This window comes from Shewanella aestuarii, assembly GCF_014647215.1.
GTDB classification, from domain to species: Bacteria; Pseudomonadota; Gammaproteobacteria; order Enterobacterales; family Shewanellaceae; genus Shewanella; species Shewanella aestuarii.
On the sequence record NZ_BMOT01000001.1, the window covers coordinates 693496 to 716860 of the forward strand.

The following is a 23365-nucleotide window of genomic DNA, read 5'->3' on the forward strand; positions in this document are numbered from 1 at the left end:
CGATTTAGATTAACTATGCAAAAAAAAATGGAGAGCTACGCTCTCCATTTAAACTAAACCATTGTTTTTAGCTAGCTTTACGCCAAAACAGTGCTGAAAGTGCTGGCAGAATAATAATCGCACCTAACATATTCACTAAAAACATAAATGTTAACAAAATTCCCATATCCATTTGGAATTTAAGTGCAGAAAAGAACCAAGTACTCACACCAATGGCTAAAGTTAACCCAGTAAATATTACTGCACTGCCACGCTCAACTAAAGCTTCAAAATAAGCTTGTTGAACAGCCATACCATTACTGAGCTTGTTAGACATTGTGGATAAAATATAAATACCATAGTCAACACCAATACCCACGCCCAAAGCAATAACCGGTAAAGTACTTACGGCAAGGCCAATATCAAGCATGGTCATTAAGGCTTGGGCTAATGTAGATACCACATACAAAGGGATAATTACCGCAATTGTGGCTTTCAGTGATTTAAAGCTAATTAAACACAGAATGAATACTGCACCATAGACATAAATCATCATAGGTAATTGCGCTTCACTGACCGCTTCGTTTGTCGCCGCCATTACCCCAACTGGACCAGATGCCAACTTAAACTGTAATTTATCGCTATTAAGTTCTGCTGCCACTTGCTTCACTTTATTAACAACAACCTCAATGGTTTCTGCTTTGTGATCTTTTAAGAAAAGATACACTGGCATCACTGAACAGTTACCATTTAATAAACCTGAGGTGGTGGGTACTTGACCCACGGCTTGCACCAAACTGGCCGTAGTACGAGGCAAGATTTGCCATTTAGGATTGCCTTCGTTAAAGCCAGCATTCACCGCTTTTGCAATTGAAGCTAAGCTAGCAGTTGATTCTACACCGGGTGTATTGCCCACCATCCATTCAAATTGGTCAATTTGACTGAGCATTGAATGGTAAGTACAGGCTTCGGGCTCAGCTTCAACAATGACTGTCATCACGTCGGTCGTAATAGAAAAATGATCAGTGATGAAAAAAGTATCAAGGTTATAGCGTGAATCTTGATGCAGCGCAGGCGCGCCACCTTTCAAATCACCAATCTTCATTTCTGTGGCTTTCATAAAGCCAACGACATATAAGACGGCTGTACAGGTTAGTACAATCACTGCATATTTAGGTGTGGCAAACTTAGATAAGCTACGCCAAATATTTTCTATTTTTTGCTTTTGAACAGGGTTTTGTTCAGCATTAGATAAATTAGTATAAGAAATCACTAAAGGAAGCAAAATAAGATTAGTCAGAATAATTACCCCGACCCCTAAAGATGCTGAAATGGCTAATTCACGAATAATCCCAATATCAATTGCAAGTAAGGTTAAAAAGCCAACGGTATCAGAAAGTAGCGCAACCCCACCAGGCACTAATAAACTGCGAAACGCTGAAGCGGCTGCCGCTTTTGTTGCTTGACCATCAATGACTCGACGACGTACCGCATTAATCATTTGCACGCCATGGCTTACGCCAATAGCAAACACCAAAAACGGCACTAAAATGGACATGGGATCAAGACCAAAGCCGACTACAGTTAATAAACCTAATTGCCAAATAACCGCCATTAGACTGCACATCAGTGGCAATACCGTCAGCATTATTGACTTGGAAAATAGGTAAACCATCACGGCAGTGATCACGATTGCAATCAGAAAGAACAGCAATACCCCTTTAGCACCATCAGCAACATCGCCAGCCATTTTAGCAAAGCCAATGATGTGGATTTTGATATTGTCGTTTTCAAACTGGCCACGAAGTTTTTGCTCAAGTTCATTAGCAAATTCGATAGTGTTTAATGCTTCACCGGTATCAGGATCAAAATCCATCAACTGTGCAGATAACATAGCCGCAGAGTAATCATTAGCAATTAAGCGCCCCACAATACCCGCTTTCTCAATATTATCGCGTACTACAGCTAAGCCATATTCATCTGTTCTAAAATCAGCTGGAATTACAGGGCCGCCAGCAAACCCATCTTCAACAACTTCGGTAAACCGAGTTGAAGGTGAATAAAGTGATTTAACCTGTGAACGCTCAACACCATCAATAAAAAACAGCTCATCGTGTACTTTTTTCAACGTATCAAAAAATACCGGATTGAAAATATTACCACTGGTATCTTCAACCGCGACCATAATGCCATTCGCGCCACCAAAATCTTTTTGATGCTTAGTGTAGGTTTGCATGTAAGTGTGATTTAGGGGGATATTTTTACTAAAAGCGGCATCCATTTTAAGCTGGCTGGCTTGGTATCCTAAAAATACCGTAATAAAAATAAATGAAATGATCACCCACATGCGATTGCGGAATAAGTGAGTTTCGAAACTATTGACCAGTTTTTCTAACATCTTGTCGGCCCTATTATTGTTGTTTTAATCTTAATAGTGTCTACTAAAAAAACAGTAGCTTTAACGATGAATGAATCATCTTTTGTGTTATCAAAGTAACTTTAATAACAGCTTTGTATTGTCTTGATAAGGTAGCGTAAAGTGATTTGGACTTGTCATGTATTAGCAACAACAACCAACACTTACCCCTGTACACGGTTACTTTGGCAACTGAAAAAGGCCTTTGGTACCCGCAAACCAAATCTCACCTTTATTATTTTTGGCTACAGAAACAATATTCTCACCTTGACGTCGAGCAACTAGCTCTGCTTTGTCTCCATCAATTTTCAAAATAATTCCAGCATTACCAACCAGATATAAATCATCGCCATCAACTAATGCCCCATTAATTGACGATTCAACCGGTAATTCAATTTGTTGCCAGTCATTTAATGCATTCGATGCCTTAAATACATGGCCACGCAATCCCATAACATATACATCCTCACCATGGGTAATCGCATTAAACATTGAACCATCGTAATCAAAATCTACGCGCTCAAATGTACGTCCCATATCATTAGAGACGGCAACTAATCCAAGTTCACCAACCAGAAGTAAACGATCAGCATCTAGATTAATAATTCGATTAAAATGAGGGAGTAATGCTGCACGTTCAGACAAATACAACTCTTCGTCTTCTTGCTTTAATTCATTGAGATACGCTACATCTTCTTCAAATAGTAATTCTTGATGAAACTCATCATGCCAGGTTTTACCGCCATCTTCCGTTCGATAAAATAAGCCGTAAGCGCCAATAGCAACACCCTGTTGTTCGGAGAAAAAACGGACATCCAAAAAGGGCTTTTCTAATACGGTTGACTCCATCTGTAAAGACCAAGTTAATCCGCCATCATTGGTGTGGATAATCGTTGCATCATGTCCGACGGCCCAACCTAATTTTTCATTCAAAAAAAACACATTAGTCAATTGAGTTACCACAGGGCTAGCAACTTGTTGCCATTGTTGGTCTAAGACTAATACATGGCCGCGTTGGCCAACTGCCACTAATTTATCACCCGCTTTAGCAATATCGACTAATAAAGACGATTGCGCTTGGGGTTGAATTTGTACAGTTAAAGGATCAAGTTGTGCGTTAACCGAAGCAGTATATAAACATGCACTTAATCCTATCGCGACAGCACTGCGAAGCATGCTAACCTTCATACAAACTTCCTTAGATTTAAGGGCGCTAAGCGCCCTTTATTTAACAGATTTGACTTAAACAAATGAATTAACGAATACCAGCACGACGCAATGCATCTGGGGTAAAGTTAGATTCAGATAAGTTTGCATCAAAGTTATACATACGACCTTCGTTGTCTAATCCCATGGCCAAATAACGGCGAGATTGAAGGTCGTGGAATACTTCTAACGTACTCCATAATGTTGGCACTTCATAATAGTTAATACTATGTGCTGTGCCCACACGATATAACTCATCACGGTTATCGTACATATCTGTTAAAGACACCTGCCAAGAATCTTCATCAATGTAGAATACACGAGTCTTATAAATATGACGCATGCCATCTTTTAATGTCGCTTTGACTTCCCAAACACGGTGTTTTTCCCAACGAGCAAATTCAGGATTGATGTGACCAGGTTTTAGGATTTGATCATATTTAAGTTCATTAGAGTGCAACTTGTAATCATTGTAAGGAATAAAGATTTCTTTCTTACCTACAAGTTCCCAGTTATATCGTACTGGAGAACCGTTGAACATGTCGAAATCATCGGTTGTTCTTAAACCATCAGACACTGTACCTGGTGTATCAAAAGCCACGTTTGGTGCTTTACGAACACGACGCTGACCTGTGTTATAAGTCCATGCTTGACGAGGTAAAGCCTCTTGATCCATGGTTTCTTTCACCAGTAGCGCAGTACCCGCTAAACGAGCAGGCTGTGTTACAACTTGCTTAAAGTAGAATAACGTGTTGGTTTCTTTTAACTTGTCCAAGGTAATTTCAGGACGAGTATACTCAAAACGAATTTCTTCAGCGTTTTCGACTAATGTGTATGAACCACTTGCTGTTGGCGCTGCTTGGCTGCGATAAGTTTCAACATCAACACCACGATAACGTAAAATGTGGTTCCAAATAACTTCTAAACCGTCTTTCGGTATCGGGAATGGCACACCAATTGTCGCGCCAGAAATACCATTACCTTGAGCAACAAGTTCAGCAGAAGTTGCATTAGCTTTAACAGCGTCGTAAACGTATTGAGGTACAGATGCGGTGCGGCGTGTTTCATAAACATTCATTTGATATGTATCAGGATACAATTCAAAGAGTTTATTTTGGCCAGGCGTTAAATACTCAGCGTATTGTGCTTTATTGGCATTAGTAATGCTGAATAAAATTTTGTCGTTTGGAAAAGGATTTAAGTGATGCATGCCTTTTTCATAACCGGCAACAGGCTTGGTAATACCACCGTCCCATGCAGGAATTGAACCATCGGCATTTGCCGCTTTTTCAGCACCCATGGGTGTTAAGCTTGTGCCTAATTTAGCAGCATCAGCTTCTGATACTTTCGCCATCGCAACAGGTGCGCCTAGCGCCATAACCACTGCTGCCGATAATATCGTCAGTTTTTTCATTATTATTATCCTTTTAAATCGAATACTTGACGTTAAACGAGACATAATCTCGATCTTCCATCGCGTTCGTTGTTCCCACGCCACCAAAGAAGCTGTTATAAGAGAAATCAACACCCCAACGGTTTTGGTAATCAAAATTCACACCTAATGCAACTGATTTCTTACCTTCAGTGAATAAGAACATCGGGTCTGGTGTAATACCGTCTACATCGTGAGAGAAAATAATTCGTGGTGCCATGTTCACACCCGCAAATACGTTATTGAAATCCGCTTTAGCAACTAAACGATATCCCCAGGCAAAATCGGTTGGGAATGGATTAGTTTCTGGACCATTATGTAGCGCCTGAATAATACCTGTCATTTCAGGGTTACCACCAGAGCGACCAGTACCAGGACCATTTAAGCGTAGTTCATCAAAACCAGGCATATCATGGATCCACACACCACCGACTTCCGCTAACATCGTTAGGTTATCAGTACCCAATGTTGGACCGAACAAATGGGTAAACGTCATTTGCGCTTGAGTGGTGTCTAATTGAATAAAGCCGTCAACCGTAGCGCCAGGTGCAGGATTATCCATTTGTGAAATGCCATCTAAATCTGGACGTAATCCAGCATTAGCTAATTGTTGTGGCATTGCGGCAAACAGTAATTCAACATCATCAATTTGAAGTGGCTCATCGACACGGTGTGCGATTTCACCCGCTACTGACGTATCACCCACTAAAGTGTTAAAACTAAAACCATATAATTGGATATCTTCAGGGTAAACAATTTGTGCTTTAGTAAAGGTTTCCATGCTTAGCAGTAATTCACGGTCAATTTGACCTTGGCTTGCTGCCAACTTAGCATAATCACCACCGATAGCTGCGGCAGTAAAGTTAGACGCTGTACCACTGATCAATGGACGACGACTATGGTAATTCATGTAGTACAAACCAAATTCAGTTTCATTTAGCTCAGGAGAATAAAAACCTAATTTGACACCATACTGACCGTCATCACTTGGTTTGGCTTCATCTTGAATTAAAGCAGCTTTGGTTGAATAAGCTGTCATTGCCGAAGCCATTGCCGGATTGAACCCCGTGGCAGCAGCATTTTTATAAAGTGCTTCATATTCAGAAATTAAGAAGTCTAAATTGATATCAGGATTTGAGTTGAAGCCTAACTGAGCATTTTGGTTGTAACCACCAAAGCCTGCAAAATCATTGCTCGCAAAGTTAGAACCTGGTGTAGGTACCCAAATTGGTTCCCATTGATACTGATAAAATGCTTCAACATTAAGGTTTTCAGTTAACCCTAAAGATGCCCAAACCATACCTTGCGGACGGAAAGCTTCTTTAAGCTCAGCACCTGGTGCATTAAGAATGTTTAAATCTACAGGGTTAATAATACCAATACCATGGGGAATTAAGGTACTTTCGCCCCATGAAACCACCTGATTACCCACGCGAACTGACAATGGGTTTTGGCCATCGTTTAAATCCCAGTTAGCGTAAACAAATGCATCTAATAAGCGGACATCTTTACACTGAACTTCAGACGCACGGTTATCTGCACACGGATCAAATTCTTGTCCGGTTAGTGGATCATTAAAATCATAGTTGCCATCGTTTAATTTACGGTCGTAAAAGTACATTCCACGAACGAATAAACCATAGTTTTCATATTTTAATGATAACTCATGAAGCCCTTTTACGATTTCAGAGGTGGTGTCACCTTGAGAGTAAAGTAAGTTACTTAAATCGTTGTTGCTTGAATAGGAACCAGGCTGCTCCCAAATTTCGGCTGAGGTGTATTTAGTGTTCGAAAACGCCGAATAACCAGACCAGTCAAACTGTGGTTGGTTAACCTTACCAATTTGGCCTTCCCAATCACGTTCACCGACGCGCCAGCTAGCACCAACGGTCCAGGTAGAGTCAAATGCGCCATCTACATCGCCCCAATTAAATGAGAAAGCGGATACATTTGGACTCATTCCTAAACACAAAGCCGACATCACCCCCAAAGTGATCGCCGACTTGTTAAATTTTTTCTTAACAATATTCATTTTAGCTCATCTCCGTAACCTGCTGGAATCGTTGTTATAGGAATTTAAACCAACATCTTGTTAGCCCACAGGCAACACCATTGTTACAGCATTTAACCTTGTTGAGCAAGGCCAAAACAGAGAAAATATACAATAAAATTAACGTGGTTAACGATATAGTTACAACTAAAATAGACGTGATATTTGAATTAACTAACAAGGAGAGGAAACAGACGCAAAGCAACTCATTAAAAACATTTTATTTCAGTGGTTTATTTGAAAACACGCCTCTAGACGTAGAACAAATATAATAAATCAAACGTTTGAAGTAATTACTCTAACCTGATTAATGATTTATATGCCCCCTTACTGTCTAACTCCAATTTGAACTGACCTTGAATCCCGTTTAAAGTTAAAAATGGTCTAAAGTACTTTGCATTTATTTGCAAATGGCGTCCGTTTACATCAGTTAACGCAACTGAATCACTATAACCCTGATAATATGAAGAAAACTTTCTATAGCTAATATAAATATTAAAATAAAACTCCATAATACCCTCTTCAAGCAAATCAATAAAATCCTATCCAAAGGGAGAGTTGCCAGTCCCTTTGGATGGGGTATTTACTCATTAATTAAGCGCTTTATTAACCTTCTCAAATAGATCTTTTGATAGATCTGGCAGGCTTTGCAAGCTAACAAGGGCCTGTTTCATCAAGTCTTGTCGAGTTTGGTCAAATTTTGCAAATTGGATTAATGGCGTAATCATCCGAGATGCCACTTGCGGATTAGATTTATTAAGCTTAACCAAAATCTGAGTTAAATACGCATACCCCGCGCCATCTTTACGGTGAAATTGGTATGTATTGCCTGCTGCAAATGCACCTATTAACGAGCGTACACGGTTGGGATTACTAAAGCTAAAGCTACTATGGTGAGTAAGATGTTTTATCGAATCTATAACATCATCAGTATTTGATAAAGCCTGTAATGTAAACCACTTATCCATTACCAAAGGCGTGGTATGCCAAGTCGCCTCAAAGTCAGCTAACAGAGTACTAAGACAATCAAACTGCCCTGTCATAGCGGCTTTTAGCGCTGCCAAGCTGTCGGTCATATTGGATGAGTGATTAAATTGCTCAACAACCAATGCTTCATATTCATCTGAAACACTCGAAAGCAACAATAAAGCGACGTTTTTAAATGCCCTAGCCGATGCGACATCAACAACAGATAATTCACGGTATCTTGCTAATAACTCGTCTTGTGTTGCCACTGCAATTTCTTCAATGACAAATTCGCGGGCAATTTGCAAGCCATCTAGATCAACCGATGAAACTTGTTCAATGAGCGCCGAGGCTGATGGAAAACTCAAAATTTCTGACACTAAAGCGGGATCTAAGTCTGCATCCAGAATGACGCCTCTAAATGCCTCAATGACTCGCGAGTCAACCGACATACCTTCTTTGGCAGAAAGCTGTGCAACGTTATCCCAAACAGACTGACTGAATAATTGCACCGATGCTTCCCAGCAAGCCACTTCACTGCTGGCAAATCGCATAATATGGACAAGCTGTTCAAAGGTAAAATCGTATTCAAGTTTCACTGGCGCAGAGAAATCCTGCAGCAATGATGCCACAGGTTTGGCTTCGAAACCGTCAAAAGTAAATTCTTGTGTCGCTTTATTTACATCTAAAACTTGATTAATTACCGAAACACCATTGGCATTTAATAACTCAATGCTAAATGGAATATGCAGAGTTTGTCCTTTAACACCTTGACTCTCCACTGATTGCTTCACCGTTAACGTATATTGACCTGACTCAGCGTTAAATTCATCTGCAACTGTGACGACAGGCGTTCCAGCTTGTGAATACCATCGACGAAATTGCTGTAAATCTTTACCACTAGCTTGTTCCATTGCATTTACAAAATCGTCACAGGTTACGGCTTGTCCATCGTGGCGTTCAAAGTAACACTTCATTCCCGCCTGGAAACCCGATTCACCCAATATGGTGTGCATCATTCTAATCACTTCGGCGCCCTTGTTATAAACGGTCACGGTATAGAAGTTATTCATCTCGATGACTGATTCAGGACGAATTGGATGAGACATCGGGCCAGAATCTTCAGCAAATTGTTGGTTTTTCATTACCTTAATCGCATGAATACGATTAACGGCACGAGAACCTAGATCAGAGCTAAATTCTTGATCACGGAAAACAGTGAGGCCTTCTTTTAAACTAAGCTGAAACCAATCTCGACAGGTAACACGATTTCCAGTCCAGTTATGGAAGTATTCATGGCCAACGACAGATTCGATGCCGTGATAGTCTTCATCAGTTGCACTGGCTTTATCGGCCAAAACATATTTGGTGTTGAATACATTTAAGCCTTTATTTTCCATTGCTCCCATATTGAAAAAATCAACGGCAACAATCATATAAATATCAAGATCGTATTCAAGCCCGAATCGTTCTTCATCCCATTTCATCGATTTTTTAAGCGAAGTCATAGCATGTTCTGCTTTATGTAAATTACCTTTATCGACAAATACCTGCAGTTTTACATTGCGACCTGACATGGTAATAAAATGATCTTCAAGCAAATCAAAATCACCCGCGACAATGGCGAATAGATAACTTGGTTTTGGAAAAGGGTCTTGCCAGCGAACAAAGTGACGTCCAGAACGCGGCATTTCGCCTTGTTCTATTAAATTTCCGTTACTTAATAAAAAAGGAAACTCAGCTTTATCTGCTTCAATTCTTACCGTGTAGGTTGCTAATACATCAGGTCGGTCTAAAAAGTATGTGATTCTTCTAAAACCTTCAGCTTCACATTGAGTACAATATGCACCATCAGACATATACAAGCCTTCTAAGCTAGTATTCGCCTCTGGGTTCAATGCGGTGATAATTTCTAATTCAAAATCAGATTCAGTAGTTGAAATGATTAGCTGGCTATCTGTCTGGCGGTAATCACACCCTTTACCATTTAACTTTACGGAAACTAAATTAAGCTGTTCTCCATCGAGGATCAGATCTAATTGATGTGAATGACAACGAGTTACCTTACTTAAAGCAACCACTTTAGTATTTTCACCATCTAAAATGACATTTAAATCAATGTGATTGATAGTAAATATTGGAGCTGTGTAATCTTTCAAATGTTTGGCTTGAGCTTCAGACATTATCATCCCTTACAAATTTTATTTTTTATAACAAAAAACGCGCTAATGCGCGTTTTTAATTGATTGTTTTTAACTATTGAGTAGGCGCTTTAGCTAACTTTTCTGCATCAACCATATCCAACATGATAAGTGCCGTCTCATCTAAGAATGGATCCGGGATTTTTGCATCCTTATCATCTTCAATATCATCTAATGTTTTAACCACCTCAAGACCATCGGCCACTCGGCGTTCATTCGTTCTATCCAGTGCACGTTTATCATCATCTTCACGAGACTTAATCCGTTCACTTTCCACTAGCGAAATGGTTTTATCATCATGGTGCTTTTTAAATTCAGCGATATCAGCATTAATATAACCAAACTCAACATCAGCACTAATACGTTGTTGATGTTTAGTTGTTAGCTGGTTGACTAACTCAGGAGCGATATTGCCTAAGGTGCTGTATTGCGCAACAGGAACCTTATCCCAAGGTAAGGCATTTTTCTCTTCAGATTCGCCATACTCTCCAGGCTCTAACGCACTTGGATACAGAATATCAGGTGTCACGCCTTTAAGTTGTGTGCTGCCACCATTGATTCGATAGAACTTAGCTATGGTATATTGAACATGTCCAATGGGTTTGTCGTACATATCATAGATACGACCTAAGCTCTTATGCTGCTGCACCGTTCCCTTACCAAAGGTAGGTTCGCCAACAATCAAAGCACGTTCGTAATCTTGTAGTGCCGCAGCAAAAATCTCAGAAGCTGAAGCACTGTAGCGGTCAACCATCACAGATAACGGACCATCATAAGCACTCTTACCGTCGTTATCTCTATTTTGGTTCACTCTACCATTGGCATCACGAATTTGAACAACAGGTCCCATGTCGATAAACAATCCGGTAAGTAATGTCGCTTCGGTCAACGCACCGCCACCATTACCACGCAAATCGATGATTACGCCTTCAACTTGTTGCTCTTTTAATTTGGTCAGTTCTTTGGCGACATCTTCAGATAGGTTCATGTAAAACCCAGGGATCTGAATAACGCCCACTTTTCGATTGGCAAATTCGCCTTCTTTAGGCTCAACCACTTTAGAGGTTGCGGCGCGGTCTTCTAGACGAATTTTATCTCGCACTATTGTGACATTAAATGGTTGAGCGTTAGCGCCACCTTTCTTAGGCAATATTTGTAGGACAACTTCACTGCCCTTAGGCCCTTTGATCAGTTCAACTACATCATCTAATCGCCAGCCAATCACATCGACAATTTCTTTATCTTTTTGGCCTACACCGACAATTTTATCTTCTGGAGATAGTTTTTCGCTTAACGCAGCCGGACCACCGGCAACCAAACTTTTTATGACTGTGTAGTCATCATCCATTTGTAATACCGCACCGATACCTTCAAGGCTGAGGTTCATCTCCATTTGGAAACGTTCTGCATTACGAGGCGATAAATAGCTAGTGTGGGGCTCAACCGTTCTGGCAAACGAGTTCATCACTGTCTGGAAAACATCTTCGCTATGGGTTTGACTTAAACGTTTGATTGCATTGTTATAACGTTTATTCAGGATATCGACAATCTCATCCCACTTCTTGCCCGTAAGCTTTAAATTTAGTGCATCATACTTTACACGTTGACGCCACAATTCATTCAGCTCAGCCTCATCTTTTGGCCATGCTGCGTCTTTACGATCAAATTCGTAGGCATCACCCTGCTGAGTAAAGTCAAACTCTTTATCTAGTAAGGTTAGTGCGTAGGCAAAGCGTTCGTAACGACGAGCCTGCAAGACATCAAACATTTTATAAGCAGGAGAAATATCTCCCGCTTTGACCATATCATCAAACTGATCTTTATATTGGTCAAAACCATTGATATCGGCTTGAGTTAGCACGTTACGACGATAATCAAGCTGCTCTAAAAAGCGAGCATAGATCTGCTCAGAAAAAGCATCATCTAAATCAAAGCGATGGTAATGCGCACGAGTAAATAAATTAGTTACACGCTTACTGGCGACTTGATGTTGTGGCTCTTGGGCTAGTTTGGGTAACTCGCTGATTTGAATCGTTGGTGAAATTGCCCATGCAGAGAATCCTGCTAATGCACAAGCAATTGAAGCGGCCAATGTGAGTTTTCGCATCAACAAGTTACTCCTTTAAAATTTATAATAGTATGTGATCTACACGTACTTTGATGCTCAAACCAGAATCTAACTGGACATGTACATCTTCTTTTTTGATGTCGGTAATCGTGCCAGCTACAGGCGATGCGCCTAATTTAACGTTCACACGTTGATTAGTGGTTAACTCTGCCAATTTTGCAGGAACGAGATTAACTACAGGTGCAGCTACCACAGCAGGCTTGTCTTTCTTGACCGCCGGACGAGGCTTAGCAGCCACTTTTTTAGCTGGTTTCTTAGCCGCTGCTTTTGGCGCTTGCGCTTGGCGCTTAGCTTTTGCTTTATCTTGGCTTTCTTTCAACGTGGATTGAGCATGATCAATATGCTCTTGTTCTAACTCACCACAATCGTTGCCATCTAAATCGACACGTTGTACACCAGCTTTGACGCCTTTAAGGTATCTCCAGCTGCTAGTGTAACGACGTAGAGCTACACGAAGTTGTGTTTTACTGACCTTAGAATCATCAGCTAACCGTTCAGCCAAGTCTTGAAATAAACCAATTTTTAATGGCTTTGTGTCGCCTTCCGCAATAAAGCATAAAGGAAAAGTTTCATATAAATACGCTAAAATTGCGTTGGTGTCGGTCAACTTGTCTGTTGATTCCATTTTTACTTCCACGTTAAATAAGGGGACTAAGTTGGCAAATAATTATTTCGCCGATAGTCGTTCATCTTTTGCTAAGTATTTCAGTATTACTGACACTTAACCTATAAATTAGCACTAACAACTGCATTGCTAAAGCCTTGGAAACAAAGCTTAACAAATTTGCAGCGGTTTAGACTAGTCTCTCTTTGGGACTATTGTAAAAATAGCACGCCATTGTGTCGGCTATTATAAAGCTCGTTGCGGCGATTGCGACAATCATTTGCCTCATATTGCTGGCATTTTAACCAAATAAGCAATTTTCAAACTGTTTTACTAGCAATTCAATCCCAACTTGATCATCTTCATCGAAACGATTTAGCAGTGGACTATCAATATCGAGCACGGCAATCACTTGCCCATTCTGTCTTACTGGAACAACAATTTCAGAGTTACTCGCAGCATCACAGGCAATATGACCGTCAAATTGATGCACGTCGGCTACTCTTTGAGTGATATTTAATACTGCTGCAGTGCCACAAACACCTTTGCCAAATTCAATTCGGGTACAAGCGACTTTACCTTGAAATGGCCCAAGAACGAGTTGGCCATTTTTGACAATATAAAATCCAGCCCAATTCAAATCCTGCAAATTATCATTAATCAATGCAGAGAAATTGGCCATAGCTGCAATTAAATCATCTTCATCGGCCAAAAGGGCTTCCGCTTGACGAATGAGTGTTTCGTAAAATGCTGCTTTCATTTTTAATCCTCGAACCTAAAACGATGTCATACTCTAATGTGCACAGACTACCAGTAGTTGCTGTTAATGAAAATTAATCTTGTTTAACAGTCTTCTTTTTAGGTTTTGGCTCAGCTGCTTTTGTTTTTACAACACCTTTAAGTAAATTCCCAAGCTCATCTTTGTTATTGGCAAGGTAAAATGCCAATTGTTCGCAAGTGTTCTCATCTAAATTGACATCAGAAGCTGACAGGAAAGGGACTAAACTGTCTACAACATCAAGCATTTTATCGTAGGCATCAGCTTCTTTCTTCGATGTAAATGTCATCTTCTCAACCCCTTCTCTTACCACGACAAACTGGGTAATCACTGCCATGAACGTATCTCCACTGTTTTTATATACAGTGCAAAGATTGACATAGATAAAGGGTTGAGCGCAATAGAAAATTGATTTGTTTCAACAATTGCTTCGATATTATTAATATAAGTTGGCATTATCGTATAATATAAACGACTTATTGATGACGGATAGCCTTAATAACAACCATAATGTCTGAACCCAAATCATTTAAAGCGGTAATACTTTGTCGCTCCTGTGACTTCGTCATTAGAAAGCGCGCTTTGCCTTCTAATGTAAGAGCCTTGTGTCCAAGGTGCGATACAGCCTTGTATGACACCCCCTATTGTTCCTTAAATGGTCTGCTTGCATTATGCATTACCGCTCTTATCGTGTTTTTTCCTGCTAACTTATTACCCGTACTCGAAATCAATTTCCTTGGAAGCGTTCGCACAACAACGGTTTACCAAACTGCTGTCGAAGTTTGGGGACAAGGATATTGGGTCGTGGGTTTGGCAGTGCTCGCTTCTGCGGTTATTGCTCCTGCATTACTGATTTTGTCAATTTTGATGCAAGTGTTAATCATCAAATTGAATTTACGCTCTCTATTTTGGCAAAGTGTCTATCGACGTTTACTTAAAAATCATGGGCTGTTATCACAAATGACCATGTTAGAAATCTATGTGATAAGTTTTCTTGTGTCAGCGTTTCAATTATCAGATTTTTCTGATGTCTATTTTGGCATGGGCACCTTAAGTTTTACCTTGCTTTTTCTCGCTATTCTTTTTTTACAACGCGAGTACAACCTTGAACATATGTGGAGCTATGTCCATGTCGAAAAATGATAATGGCTTGCCAGAGCTTATTCCTCAGTATGCGATTGCTGCTGATGAACAAGCTAATGAAACTCCTCAGGGGCTCAAAATGGGGCTTTGTCTTTGTGCAACCTGTAAAAAAGTTAATGCACTCACAGAGCAATACTGTAGCCGTTGCCACTCTCCATTAAGCGCACGAAATTATGCTAGTATCCAGCAAAGCTGGGCCTTACTGATTACTGCGACAATTTTATTAATATTGGCAAATATTTATCCCATCACCTTATTAACTAATCGTGGTGTGGTGACTAATGACACTATTTTTAGTGGTATTGCTCATTTGGTTAAATCAGGCATGTTTCCTATTGCCATTATTGTCTTCACCGCCAGTATCCTTGTCCCCTGGCTAAAGATATTGGGTTTGGGACTGTATTTAAGTGCGATTAGTTTTAATATCCCAATATCAAAACGCAAAATGATGGTGGGTTTTCACATTATTGAGTGGATTGGACGCTGGTCAATGTTAGATTTATTTGTCATCTCATTGACAGTGGCGTTGGTCAATATGGGGCAATTATTAGATGCAAAACCCGCACCGGCAGCAACGGCTTTCGCCTTAGTCATTTTACTTACACAACTCGCAGCAAAAGTGTTAGACACTCGCTTACTATGGGACCGTTTGGAAACGCATGATGACACAAATTGAATCACCAAAAGTTGTAAAGAAAAAACTTTTCTCGCCTATATGGTTATTACCGATTGTAGCTTTGATGCTAGGTGCTTGGCTGGGGATAAAAAGCATTAAGGAATCCGGTGTAGAAATCAATATCCATTTTCCAAGTGCTGCCGGCATTGATGTAGGTAAAACCTTAATTAAATACCAAGGGTTAACGGTCGGTAAAGTGACTGATGTCAGCCTCGATAAAGATTTAAGTGGGGTCAATGTTAAAGTCATTATGGACTATCGCGCAGATCCTTTCTTAAATGACAACACCCAATTTTGGCTGGTGAAACCCAAAGCCAGTATTACTGGTGTAGAAGGCTTGGAAACGCTTTTTTCTGGTAATTATATTGCCTTACAACCTGGTGACGGCAAGTCACGTTCTAATTTTGAAGCCCAAAGAGAAGCTCCCGCTATTACCCCTGGTAGTGAAGGCATGGTGATTGAATTACATGCCGAAAAATTAGGTTCAATAGATGTCGGCTCATCGATTTTCTACCGTCAAATTCCGGTAGGCAGTGTTGTAGGTTATCGATTATCAGGCAGTAATAACGTTATCATAAGTGCCTTTATACAAGAGCAATACGCCCATCTAGTGCATACAGATTCACATTTTTGGAATGCTTCAGGTTTAAAAATTGATGCATCGCTATCGGGTGTAAAAGTTAACACCGAAAGTTTGGCATCCATTCTTGCTGGCGGGATCAGTTTTAATACCGGCACAGAAGTTGAAGCCGCGGAAAACGGTGATATATTCACCCTGTATGCCGATGAAGAACAAGCAAATGGTGGGTTAATTTTTAATTTGCATCTCGATCAAGCTGAAGATATTAGTGTAAACGCGAGTTTAATTTACCGAGGAATAAACGTAGGCAAAGTTGAAAAAGTATCATTAACTGATTCAGGCGTATCATTACAGGCTTCACTCGAACACCAATATCATTCACTCCTGGCATCGGATAGTCGCTTTTGGATTTCTGGCGCAGAAGTCTCACTGTCTGAGATGAAGCACTTATCACGTTTAGTTACCGGTAATGTCATCAATATTCTACCTGGAACGGCTACCGAAAAATTACCAAGCAGTTTCTTATTAGAACAATCCCCGCCCGATTTATTAACTCAACAAAAACTGTTATTAACCGTATTATCTGACTCACACACAGGTATGTCTATCGGGGCTCAAGTAAGATATAAGCAGTTACCTATTGGTTCAGTAGTATCAAGCCGCTTAACAGATGACTTTTCTGCGGTGCAATATCAAGTCGAAATATTTCCAGAATTTAAATCACTTGTCACTCAAGGCAGTTATTTCATCAGCGAACAGGCCATTAAATTAGATGCATCACTAGACAGTATCAAGTTTGAAACCCGTGATGTAACAACGCTATTAGAAGGCGCGATATCATTGGTGCCGAGCAAGTCTAAAACTTTAGCCAAAACGGGTAGTCAGTTTAAAATTTATGACAGTATTGAAACAGCACAAAAACTCTTTGGCGAACAACAAAAAATTAAATTAACACTAACCAGTCAAGATGGTGCAGGCCTAAGTGAAGGTGCGCCGATTTACTACAAGAAAATGCAAATCGGTCTTATCGAGAAAATTGAGTGGCAAGCAAAGACAGATCTATTTTCACTCAATCTAGCCATCGATAAACCATTCAAACAATTGCTGCAAGCCAAAACCGTTTTTTGGCGCAATGATGCCATGTCAGTTAACGCCAGTTTATCAGGCGTAAAAATTGATGTTGCGCCACTTGCTGGTGCAATTAAAGGCAGCATATCGCTTGGTTTTATCGATGATGAAATTTTCAAATCCGTTAATATTACCAGCTTAACATCACAAGCGGGTATCACGATTAATGATCAGCTTTATGATAACCAGCATTTAGCATTAACTCAGGCAAAACCGATTACAATCACCTTGCCAGCTGCCGCTAAAATTGAAGCTAACTCAGCTATTCGCTTCCGTGGTCATAAAATAGGCGAAGTAAAACAGGTAAAACTTGCTAAGGATTTATCAAAGCAAATCGCAAGTGCCTATTTATACGGTGAATATGTTTTGCATTTTAGTAAGCAGAATGCGGAATACTTTGTGGTTGAAGCTCAAGTTTCATTAGCCGGAATTCGAGATGTAGATACCCTCATTACCGGCGCATATATTGGTGTCTTACCAGGTGACGCCGAATCTACGACTAACCAGTTTGAAGCAAAACTAGCTGCTCGCTGGGATGCTAATATCCCTAAAGATGCACTCACTTTCACCCTAATTGATAAACAATTAGGATCGATAAAAGTGGGTACTCCAATCTTTTTTAGAGGCATAGCCATTGGCCAAATTGATGGATACAACCTCTCAAAAACAGGCCAACAAGTATTAATGTTTGCTCATATTCGCACTGAATATACACATTTGGTCAATACCAGCAGCCAATTCTGGGACGCATCAGGAATTAAACTTGAAGTGGGTATTTTCTCTGGAGCACAGATTGAAACGGGCTCATTAGAAACCTTGTTATCTGGTGGTATATCTGTGATCACAAAAGACATCACTAGCAATATCAACACCATCACTCCATCAAGTGAATTTATGTTACAAAACCGTATGAAGCCTGAATGGGAAGAGTGGCAACCCGCTCAACAGTAATCGATAAATTGGTTTGTTATCAGATAAAAGCGAAGTAATTATTTTACTTCGCTTTTTAATTGAAATTTATTTACTATCAGTAGCGTAAAACTCGACATTGGATAGACCAGATCAGCCAACTTTGCTGATATACTCGTTAGAAAATTACAATAGGCACTTGATCTAATAGTGCTAATGCTGTGTGAGTGACTATGAAACTGCTTAAACCGCTTTTCGAAAATAATCGTCGTTGGGCGCAACGCATCAATCAAGAAGACCCAACATTCTTTGAAAAGCTCGCCAAACAGCAAAATCCCGAATATCTTTGGATTGGATGCTCAGATAGCCGTGTACCGTCAAATCAAATTATTGATTTAATGCCTGGTGAGGTTTTCGTTCACCGTAATATTGCCAATATGGTTATCCATACCGATTTAAACTGTTTATCTGTTTTGCAATATGCCATCGATGTTTTAAAAGTAAAACATATTATGGTTGTTGGACATTATGGTTGCGGTGGTGTCAAAGCGGCTATGCAAAATCAGCGCCTTGGGTTGATTGATAACTGGTTAGGCCATCTGCGCGACATTTACCGTATCCATCAAGCAGAATTAGTTAGCCTAGATGAGAAAAAAAGATTTGATCGTTTATGTGAATTAAACGTCATTGAGCAAGTTGCCAATGTTACCTCGTCAACTATAGTGCAAGAGGCGTGGGAAAGAGGCCAGAATGTCTCGGTACACGGCTGGATCTATGGCATTAATAATGGATTACTGACCGATTTAGATGTCACCGTTGATCGTGAAACCGCATTCATTATTCCTAAATAACAAACTAAAGTAATGAAAAAGCAATTAACCCTACTCTCTAATTAGGGGTTAAATGCTTTTGCCGTAAATTGCAAAATAGCATTATAAATCGACAATTGACCACTTACCTGTATAATCCGCGCCCTAAATACTCTTTCATATCAGTCTTATTCTCACAACGCTAAACCTAGTCGCTTGTCGATAAATATGCTGTACCACCTATTTGGAAACTTGCTTTGATTTCTACCGCAAATATTACTATGCAATTTGGTCCTGAACCATTGTTTGAAAACATTTCCGCTCAGTTTGGGCATGGCAACCGTTATGGTTTAATCGGTGCTAATGGATGTGGTAAATCTACCTTCATGAAAATCCTCAGTGGTGACCTTGCCCCAACCTCTGGCAATGTTTCAATTTCACCGGGTTTAAAAGTCGGTACACTCAGTCAAGACCAGTTTGCGTTTGAACAATATAGTGTTGTTGATGCTGTGATCATGGGCGATGTTAAACTTTGGAAAGTAAAGCAAGAACGCGACTTCATCTACAGCAAAGCTGAAATGACAGATGAAGACGGCATGCGTGTGGGCGATCTTGAAAGTGAGTTTGCCGAAATGGATGGATACACAGCAGAAAGCCGTGCAGGTGAGATTTTATTAGAAGCAGGCATTGAAGAGTCATTTCACTTTGGTTTAATGCAACAGGTTGCACCTGGTTGGAAATTACGTGTGCTACTCGCGCAAGCTTTATTTGCTAACCCAGATATATTATTACTGGATGAGCCGACCAACAACTTGGACATCCATACGATTAGCTGGCTAGCAACTGAGCTTAATAAACGTAAATGCACCATGATCATTATTTCGCATGACCGCCACTTCTTAAACTCGGTCTGTACTCATATGGCTGATATCGATTATGGTGAGCTGCGGATTTATCCAGGAAACTATGAATACTTTTTGGCGCAATCAAGTTTATTACGTGAACAACTTCTAGCGGGTAACGCTAAAAAAAGTGCCGAGATAGATGAACTACAAGACTTCGTTAATCGTTTTGGCGCAAATGCATCAAAAGCTAAGCAAGCCAGTTCACGCGCTAAGAAAATGGATAAAATTAAGCTAGATGAAGTGAAATCATCAAGCCGTATCACACCATCTATTCGTTTTACTGAAAGCAAAAAATTACATCGCCAAGCGCTTGTTTTAGAAGAATTGGGCCATGGCTTTGATGAAGTATTATTTGAACACGGTAACCTTATTTTAGAAGCGGGATCAAAGCTTGCTATTATCGGTGAAAACGGCGTAGGCAAAACTACCCTACTTCGTTGTTTAGTTAATGAAATCCCCCATAATCATGGTCGTATTAAGTGGTCAGAGAATGCCGCCATTGGTTATTGCCCGCAAGACAGTAGCGCGGATTTCGATAATGACATGAGCCTATTTGATTGGATGTCTTTATGGCGCACACCAAAGCATAACGATCTAATGGTACGCGGTATGCTTGGACGTTTGTTGTTTACTGAAGATGATGCTAACAAAAAAGTCCGTAACTGTTCTGGTGGTGAAAAAAACCGTCTATTATTTGGCAAGTTAATGATGATGGACATTAACGTGTTAGTTATGGATGAGCCGACAAACCATATGGATATGGAAGCAATTGAAGCCCTTAATCAAGCGTTAAAACTGTTTGAAGGCACGCTAATATTTGTAAGCCACGATAGAGAGTTTGTGTCGTCACTTGCCACCCGTATTATTGATGTCAAAGATAATAAATTGATCAACTTCCAAGGTACGTTTGACGAATACTTAGCCAGCCAAGCACAGCTTACAAATTAAGTCGTCATCTTTCACTGTTAGTAGCCAATTTTGACTTATGAGTCTAATCAATAGGCCTGATGAATGTATTGCATCAGGCCTTTTTATTAATATGCCTAGTAGCCCCATCAAACAGCAATCATTGTCCATTTCAAAGCTTATGAAACCATAAAATTAAAACTTTTACATGGCATTCGCTGTAACAGAAAAATCAAACTGCGCCGTTAATACCCTTGCAGCCTAAAACGCCACACTCAGCTTTTTTTTAAAGCTGCTGGGGGCTATATAGAAGCTTCAACATGTTACTTGAGATACGATCAAATGCCGATTACTATCACTTCGAATCACTTAATAATGAAATATGAGATAGTAAGATAATAACGAGGTTCTAGTAGGGTGATAATGAATGGCTAGCAGTGACTCATTCAAATTTTAGGCATAAAAAAGCCCCAACATTGTTGAGGCTTTTTTATCCATCACTCATTAACTTAACGTCAAATGAGTTTAATAATGGTACCCGAGGCCAGACTTGAACTGGCACGCTTATTCAGCGAGGGATTTTAAATCCCTTGTGTCTACCGATTCCACCACTCGGGCAAACTGTTGTTCAAACTGTAAATGACAATTCAAACTCAATTTGGAGCGACATATCGGGTTCGAACCGATGACCTATACCTTGGCAAGGTATCGCTCTACCAACTGAGCTAATGTCGCTGAATCTTTATCGCATTCTGAGCGCTTTACATAACTGCAAAGTTCCCCTGAGTGCGGGTTCGCATTCTACCTTTTCTAAATTAAGAGTCAATCAATAAAATTACAATTTTCTCAAATATCGGTTTAACTGCTGCATAAATGCTCATGAGGGTTTAAATCATGATTGATATACCTTTAAAACAATAAAAGCACCCTCAGGTGCTTTTATTGACTGGTCAAGTTAATGACTTATTTGGGTAATGATAGTGTCGTTAGACCAAGCATCTTTTGCATAACACCAACAACCTGGCAGCTATAACCAAACTCGTTGTCATACCAAACGTACAAAATAGCGCGTTTACCATCAGCAATAGTGGCTTGAGAATCAATAACACCGGCATAACGCGACCCTACTAAATCACTCGATACAATTTCAGTCGACTCTGTAAAGTCGATTTGATTTTGCAACTCAGATAATAAAGCGACGTCTTTCAAATACTCATTAAGCTCATCACGGTTTGTTTCAGCATTTAAATTTACGCTGATAATTGCCATTGACACATTTGGCGTTGGCACGCGTATAGCGTTACCCGTTAGCTTACCCGCAAGAACTGGTAGTGCTTTAGCAACAGCCTTAGCGGCACCTGTTTCAGTGATAACCATATTCAATGGCGCACTTCTACCACGACGGTCTGCACTATGGTAGTTATCGATTAAGTTTTGATCATTGGTATAAGAATGGATAGTTTCAACATGACCATTCTCGATACCATACTTATCATTAACCGCTTTCAGTACAGGGGTAATCGCATTAGTGGTACAACTGGCTGCTGAAACAATCATATCTTCAGCAAGAATGTCGTTTTCGTTAACGCCATATACCACATTCTTGATAGCGCCTTTAGCGGGTGCGGTTAGCAACACTTTCGATGCACCAGGGCTTTTTAAGTGCAAACCTAAACCGTCTTCATCTTTCCAAATCCCTGTATTATCGACGATTAAAGCATCTTTAATACCGTATTTGGTGTAATCCACTTGATCAGGTGAATTAGCATAAATCACTTGAATATAAGTCCCGTTGGCAATGATTGCGTTGTTTTCTTCATCAACTTCAACTGAACCATTAAATGGACCATGAACAGAGTCGCGACGTAATAAACTAGCACGTTTCTCTAAATCACCTTTCTTACCGCCGCGTAACACGATAGCACGCAAACATAATTTATTACTTTTGCCTGTTCTTTCTATTAACAAACGTGCAAGTAAACGTCCAATACGGCCAAAGCCATATAAAACCACATCACGGGCAGGCATATCATCGCCATGGTTGATACCTTGCGCTAATTGATTCGCCATGTATGCTTCAATTTGGCTTGCATCGGTATGTTCACGCCAGTAATTTACGGCTAATTTACCTATATCGACTTTACAATGCTTTACAGCAAGCTTGCTAAGTGCCTGAATAAATGGGAAGCTTTCACGTAATCGTAATTTATCACCCACATGACGACGAACCAAACGGTGCGACTTAATAATTTCAATAGTCGAAGCGTTTAATAATGGCTTACCGTATACCACAACTTCAACACCTTGGTTACGATATAACTTACCAAGTAAAGGTTGCATTGCCTCTGCCATTTCAAAACGTTCTTGCCAACTTTGTAGATGTTTATCTGCGCTCATGTAGGGTTCCTTTATCTCACTTTTCTTTAATATATTTTTAGAAAGGTTTGAGTAACAAAAAGAAAAGACCAATAATTAGTGTATTGTGGGGTATATCCCCACTAGGTCGGCGACATTGTAATGAAATTGGCAACATTTCGCCAGTAACAAAT

16 protein-coding genes and 2 tRNA genes are annotated in these 23365 nt (G+C 40.0%); 5 read left to right on the forward strand and 13 right to left on the reverse strand.

The window, feature by feature from the left end; genetic code table 11:
- Nucleotides 1-67 precede the first annotated feature (67 nt).
- From IEY03_RS03015 to IEY03_RS03060, 10 genes are all read right to left on the reverse strand, one after another.
- On the reverse strand, nt 68-2377 hold the full coding sequence (locus IEY03_RS03015) for an efflux RND transporter permease subunit (RefSeq protein WP_188839842.1): 2310 nt from the start codon (nt 2375-2377) through the stop codon (nt 68-70).
- Nucleotides 2378-2575: 198 nt separating this feature from the next.
- On the reverse strand, nt 2576-3583 hold the full coding sequence (locus IEY03_RS03020; RefSeq protein ID WP_188839843.1) for a WD40/YVTN/BNR-like repeat-containing protein: 1008 nt from the start codon (nt 3581-3583) through the stop codon (nt 2576-2578).
- A 67-nt stretch (nt 3584-3650) separates the two neighbouring features.
- Complete coding sequence (locus IEY03_RS03025; protein ID WP_188839844.1) at nt 3651-5015, reverse strand: DUF1329 domain-containing protein; 1365 nt, start codon at nt 5013-5015, stop codon at nt 3651-3653.
- Between the two features lie 13 nt (nt 5016-5028).
- The gene (locus IEY03_RS03030) at nt 5029-7065 is read right to left on the reverse strand and encodes a DUF1302 domain-containing protein (RefSeq protein WP_188839845.1); all 2037 of its coding nucleotides are present in this window, start codon (nt 7063-7065) and stop codon (nt 5029-5031) included.
- A 311-nt stretch (nt 7066-7376) separates the two neighbouring features.
- Nucleotides 7377-7595: a DUF2835 family protein gene (locus IEY03_RS03035; protein ID WP_188839846.1), complete on the reverse strand. Its 219-nt coding sequence runs from the start codon at nt 7593-7595 to the stop codon at nt 7377-7379.
- A gap of 78 nt (nt 7596-7673) precedes the next feature.
- Nucleotides 7674-10232, reverse strand: coding sequence for an aminopeptidase N (gene pepN / locus IEY03_RS03040; protein WP_188839847.1), 2559 nt, complete (start codon nt 10230-10232; stop codon nt 7674-7676).
- A 73-nt stretch (nt 10233-10305) separates the two neighbouring features.
- Nucleotides 10306-12357, reverse strand: a complete 2052-nt coding sequence (prc, locus tag IEY03_RS03045; protein ID WP_188839848.1) for a carboxy terminal-processing peptidase — start codon at nt 12355-12357, stop codon at nt 10306-10308.
- Between the two features lie 22 nt (nt 12358-12379).
- The gene (proQ, locus tag IEY03_RS03050; RefSeq protein WP_188839849.1) at nt 12380-13003 is read right to left on the reverse strand and encodes an RNA chaperone ProQ; all 624 of its coding nucleotides are present in this window, start codon (nt 13001-13003) and stop codon (nt 12380-12382) included.
- Nucleotides 13004-13283: 280 nt separating this feature from the next.
- Complete coding sequence (gene msrC / locus IEY03_RS03055) at nt 13284-13742, reverse strand: free L-methionine (R)-S-oxide reductase MsrC (protein WP_188839850.1); 459 nt, start codon at nt 13740-13742, stop codon at nt 13284-13286.
- Nucleotides 13743-13815: 73 nt separating this feature from the next.
- A complete protein-coding gene (locus IEY03_RS03060; protein WP_188839851.1) occupies nt 13816-14097 on the reverse strand; it encodes a YebG family protein in 282 nt (93 codons plus the stop codon).
- A gap of 290 nt (nt 14098-14387) precedes the next feature.
- On the opposite strand from IEY03_RS03060, the gene IEY03_RS03065 reads away from it, so the two are divergent.
- The 5 genes from IEY03_RS03065 to IEY03_RS03085 all read left to right on the forward strand — a co-directional run bounded on the left by IEY03_RS03065 (nt 14388) and on the right by IEY03_RS03085 (nt 20858).
- Complete coding sequence (locus IEY03_RS03065) at nt 14388-14903, forward strand: paraquat-inducible protein A (RefSeq protein ID WP_346055398.1); 516 nt, start codon at nt 14388-14390, stop codon at nt 14901-14903.
- A 79-nt stretch (nt 14904-14982) separates the two neighbouring features.
- Nucleotides 14983-15579 (forward strand): paraquat-inducible protein A, encoded by a 597-nt coding sequence (locus tag IEY03_RS03070; protein WP_229778186.1) that lies wholly within the window; start codon nt 14983-14985, stop codon nt 15577-15579.
- Nucleotides 15566-18238 carry a PqiB family protein gene (locus IEY03_RS03075; protein ID WP_188840032.1) on the forward strand — a complete coding sequence of 891 codons (2673 nt, stop codon included), beginning with the start codon at nt 15566-15568 and terminating at the stop codon, nt 18236-18238. Before IEY03_RS03070 ends, IEY03_RS03075 begins: the two co-directional genes overlap by 14 nt.
- 191 nt (nt 18239-18429) lie before the next feature.
- Entirely contained in the window at nt 18430-19047 is a 618-nt protein-coding gene (can, locus tag IEY03_RS03080; protein ID WP_188839854.1) for a carbonate dehydratase, read from the forward strand.
- A 215-nt stretch (nt 19048-19262) separates the two neighbouring features.
- Entirely contained in the window at nt 19263-20858 is a 1596-nt protein-coding gene (locus tag IEY03_RS03085) for an ABC-F family ATPase (protein WP_188839855.1), read from the forward strand.
- Between the two features lie 490 nt (nt 20859-21348).
- On the opposite strand, the gene IEY03_RS03090 is transcribed toward IEY03_RS03085, so the two are convergent.
- The 3 genes from IEY03_RS03090 to IEY03_RS03100 all read right to left on the reverse strand — a co-directional run bounded on the left by IEY03_RS03090 (nt 21349) and on the right by IEY03_RS03100 (nt 23213).
- Nucleotides 21349-21434: transfer RNA gene (locus IEY03_RS03090), tRNA-Leu, on the reverse strand.
- 41 nt (nt 21435-21475) lie between these two features.
- Nucleotides 21476-21551: transfer RNA gene (locus IEY03_RS03095), tRNA-Gly, on the reverse strand.
- A 228-nt stretch (nt 21552-21779) separates the two neighbouring features.
- A complete protein-coding gene (locus IEY03_RS03100; RefSeq protein ID WP_188839856.1) occupies nt 21780-23213 on the reverse strand; it encodes a glyceraldehyde-3-phosphate dehydrogenase in 1434 nt (477 codons plus the stop codon).
- Nucleotides 23214-23365: the final 152 nt, after the last annotated feature.

Coding starts and splice junctions, on each gene's coding strand:
- IEY03_RS03015 (WP_188839842.1), bottom strand. CDS start 2,377: ATGTTAGAAAAACTGGTCAATAGTTTCGAAACTCACTTATTCCGCAAT.
- IEY03_RS03020 (WP_188839843.1), bottom strand. CDS start 3,583: ATGAAGGTTAGCATGCTTCGCAGTGCTGTCGCGATAGGATTAAGTGCA.
- IEY03_RS03025 (WP_188839844.1), bottom strand. CDS start 5,015: ATGAAAAAACTGACGATATTATCGGCAGCAGTGGTTATGGCGCTAGGC.
- IEY03_RS03030 (WP_188839845.1), bottom strand. CDS start 7,065: ATGAATATTGTTAAGAAAAAATTTAACAAGTCGGCGATCACTTTGGGG.
- IEY03_RS03035 (WP_188839846.1), bottom strand. CDS start 7,595: ATGGAGTTTTATTTTAATATTTATATTAGCTATAGAAAGTTTTCTTCA.
- pepN (WP_188839847.1), bottom strand. CDS start 10,232: ATGTCTGAAGCTCAAGCCAAACATTTGAAAGATTACACAGCTCCAATA.
- prc (WP_188839848.1), bottom strand. CDS start 12,357: ATGCGAAAACTCACATTGGCCGCTTCAATTGCTTGTGCATTAGCAGGA.
- proQ (WP_188839849.1), bottom strand. CDS start 13,003: ATGGAATCAACAGACAAGTTGACCGACACCAACGCAATTTTAGCGTAT.
- msrC (WP_188839850.1), bottom strand. CDS start 13,742: ATGAAAGCAGCATTTTACGAAACACTCATTCGTCAAGCGGAAGCCCTT.
- IEY03_RS03060 (WP_188839851.1), bottom strand. CDS start 14,097: ATGGCAGTGATTACCCAGTTTGTCGTGGTAAGAGAAGGGGTTGAGAAG.
- IEY03_RS03070 (WP_229778186.1), top strand. CDS start 14,983: ATGGGGCTTTGTCTTTGTGCAACCTGTAAAAAAGTTAATGCACTCACA.
- IEY03_RS03075 (WP_188840032.1), top strand. CDS start 15,566: ATGACACAAATTGAATCACCAAAAGTTGTAAAGAAAAAACTTTTCTCG.
- can (WP_188839854.1), top strand. CDS start 18,430: ATGAAACTGCTTAAACCGCTTTTCGAAAATAATCGTCGTTGGGCGCAA.
- IEY03_RS03100 (WP_188839856.1), bottom strand. CDS start 23,213: ATGAGCGCAGATAAACATCTACAAAGTTGGCAAGAACGTTTTGAAATG.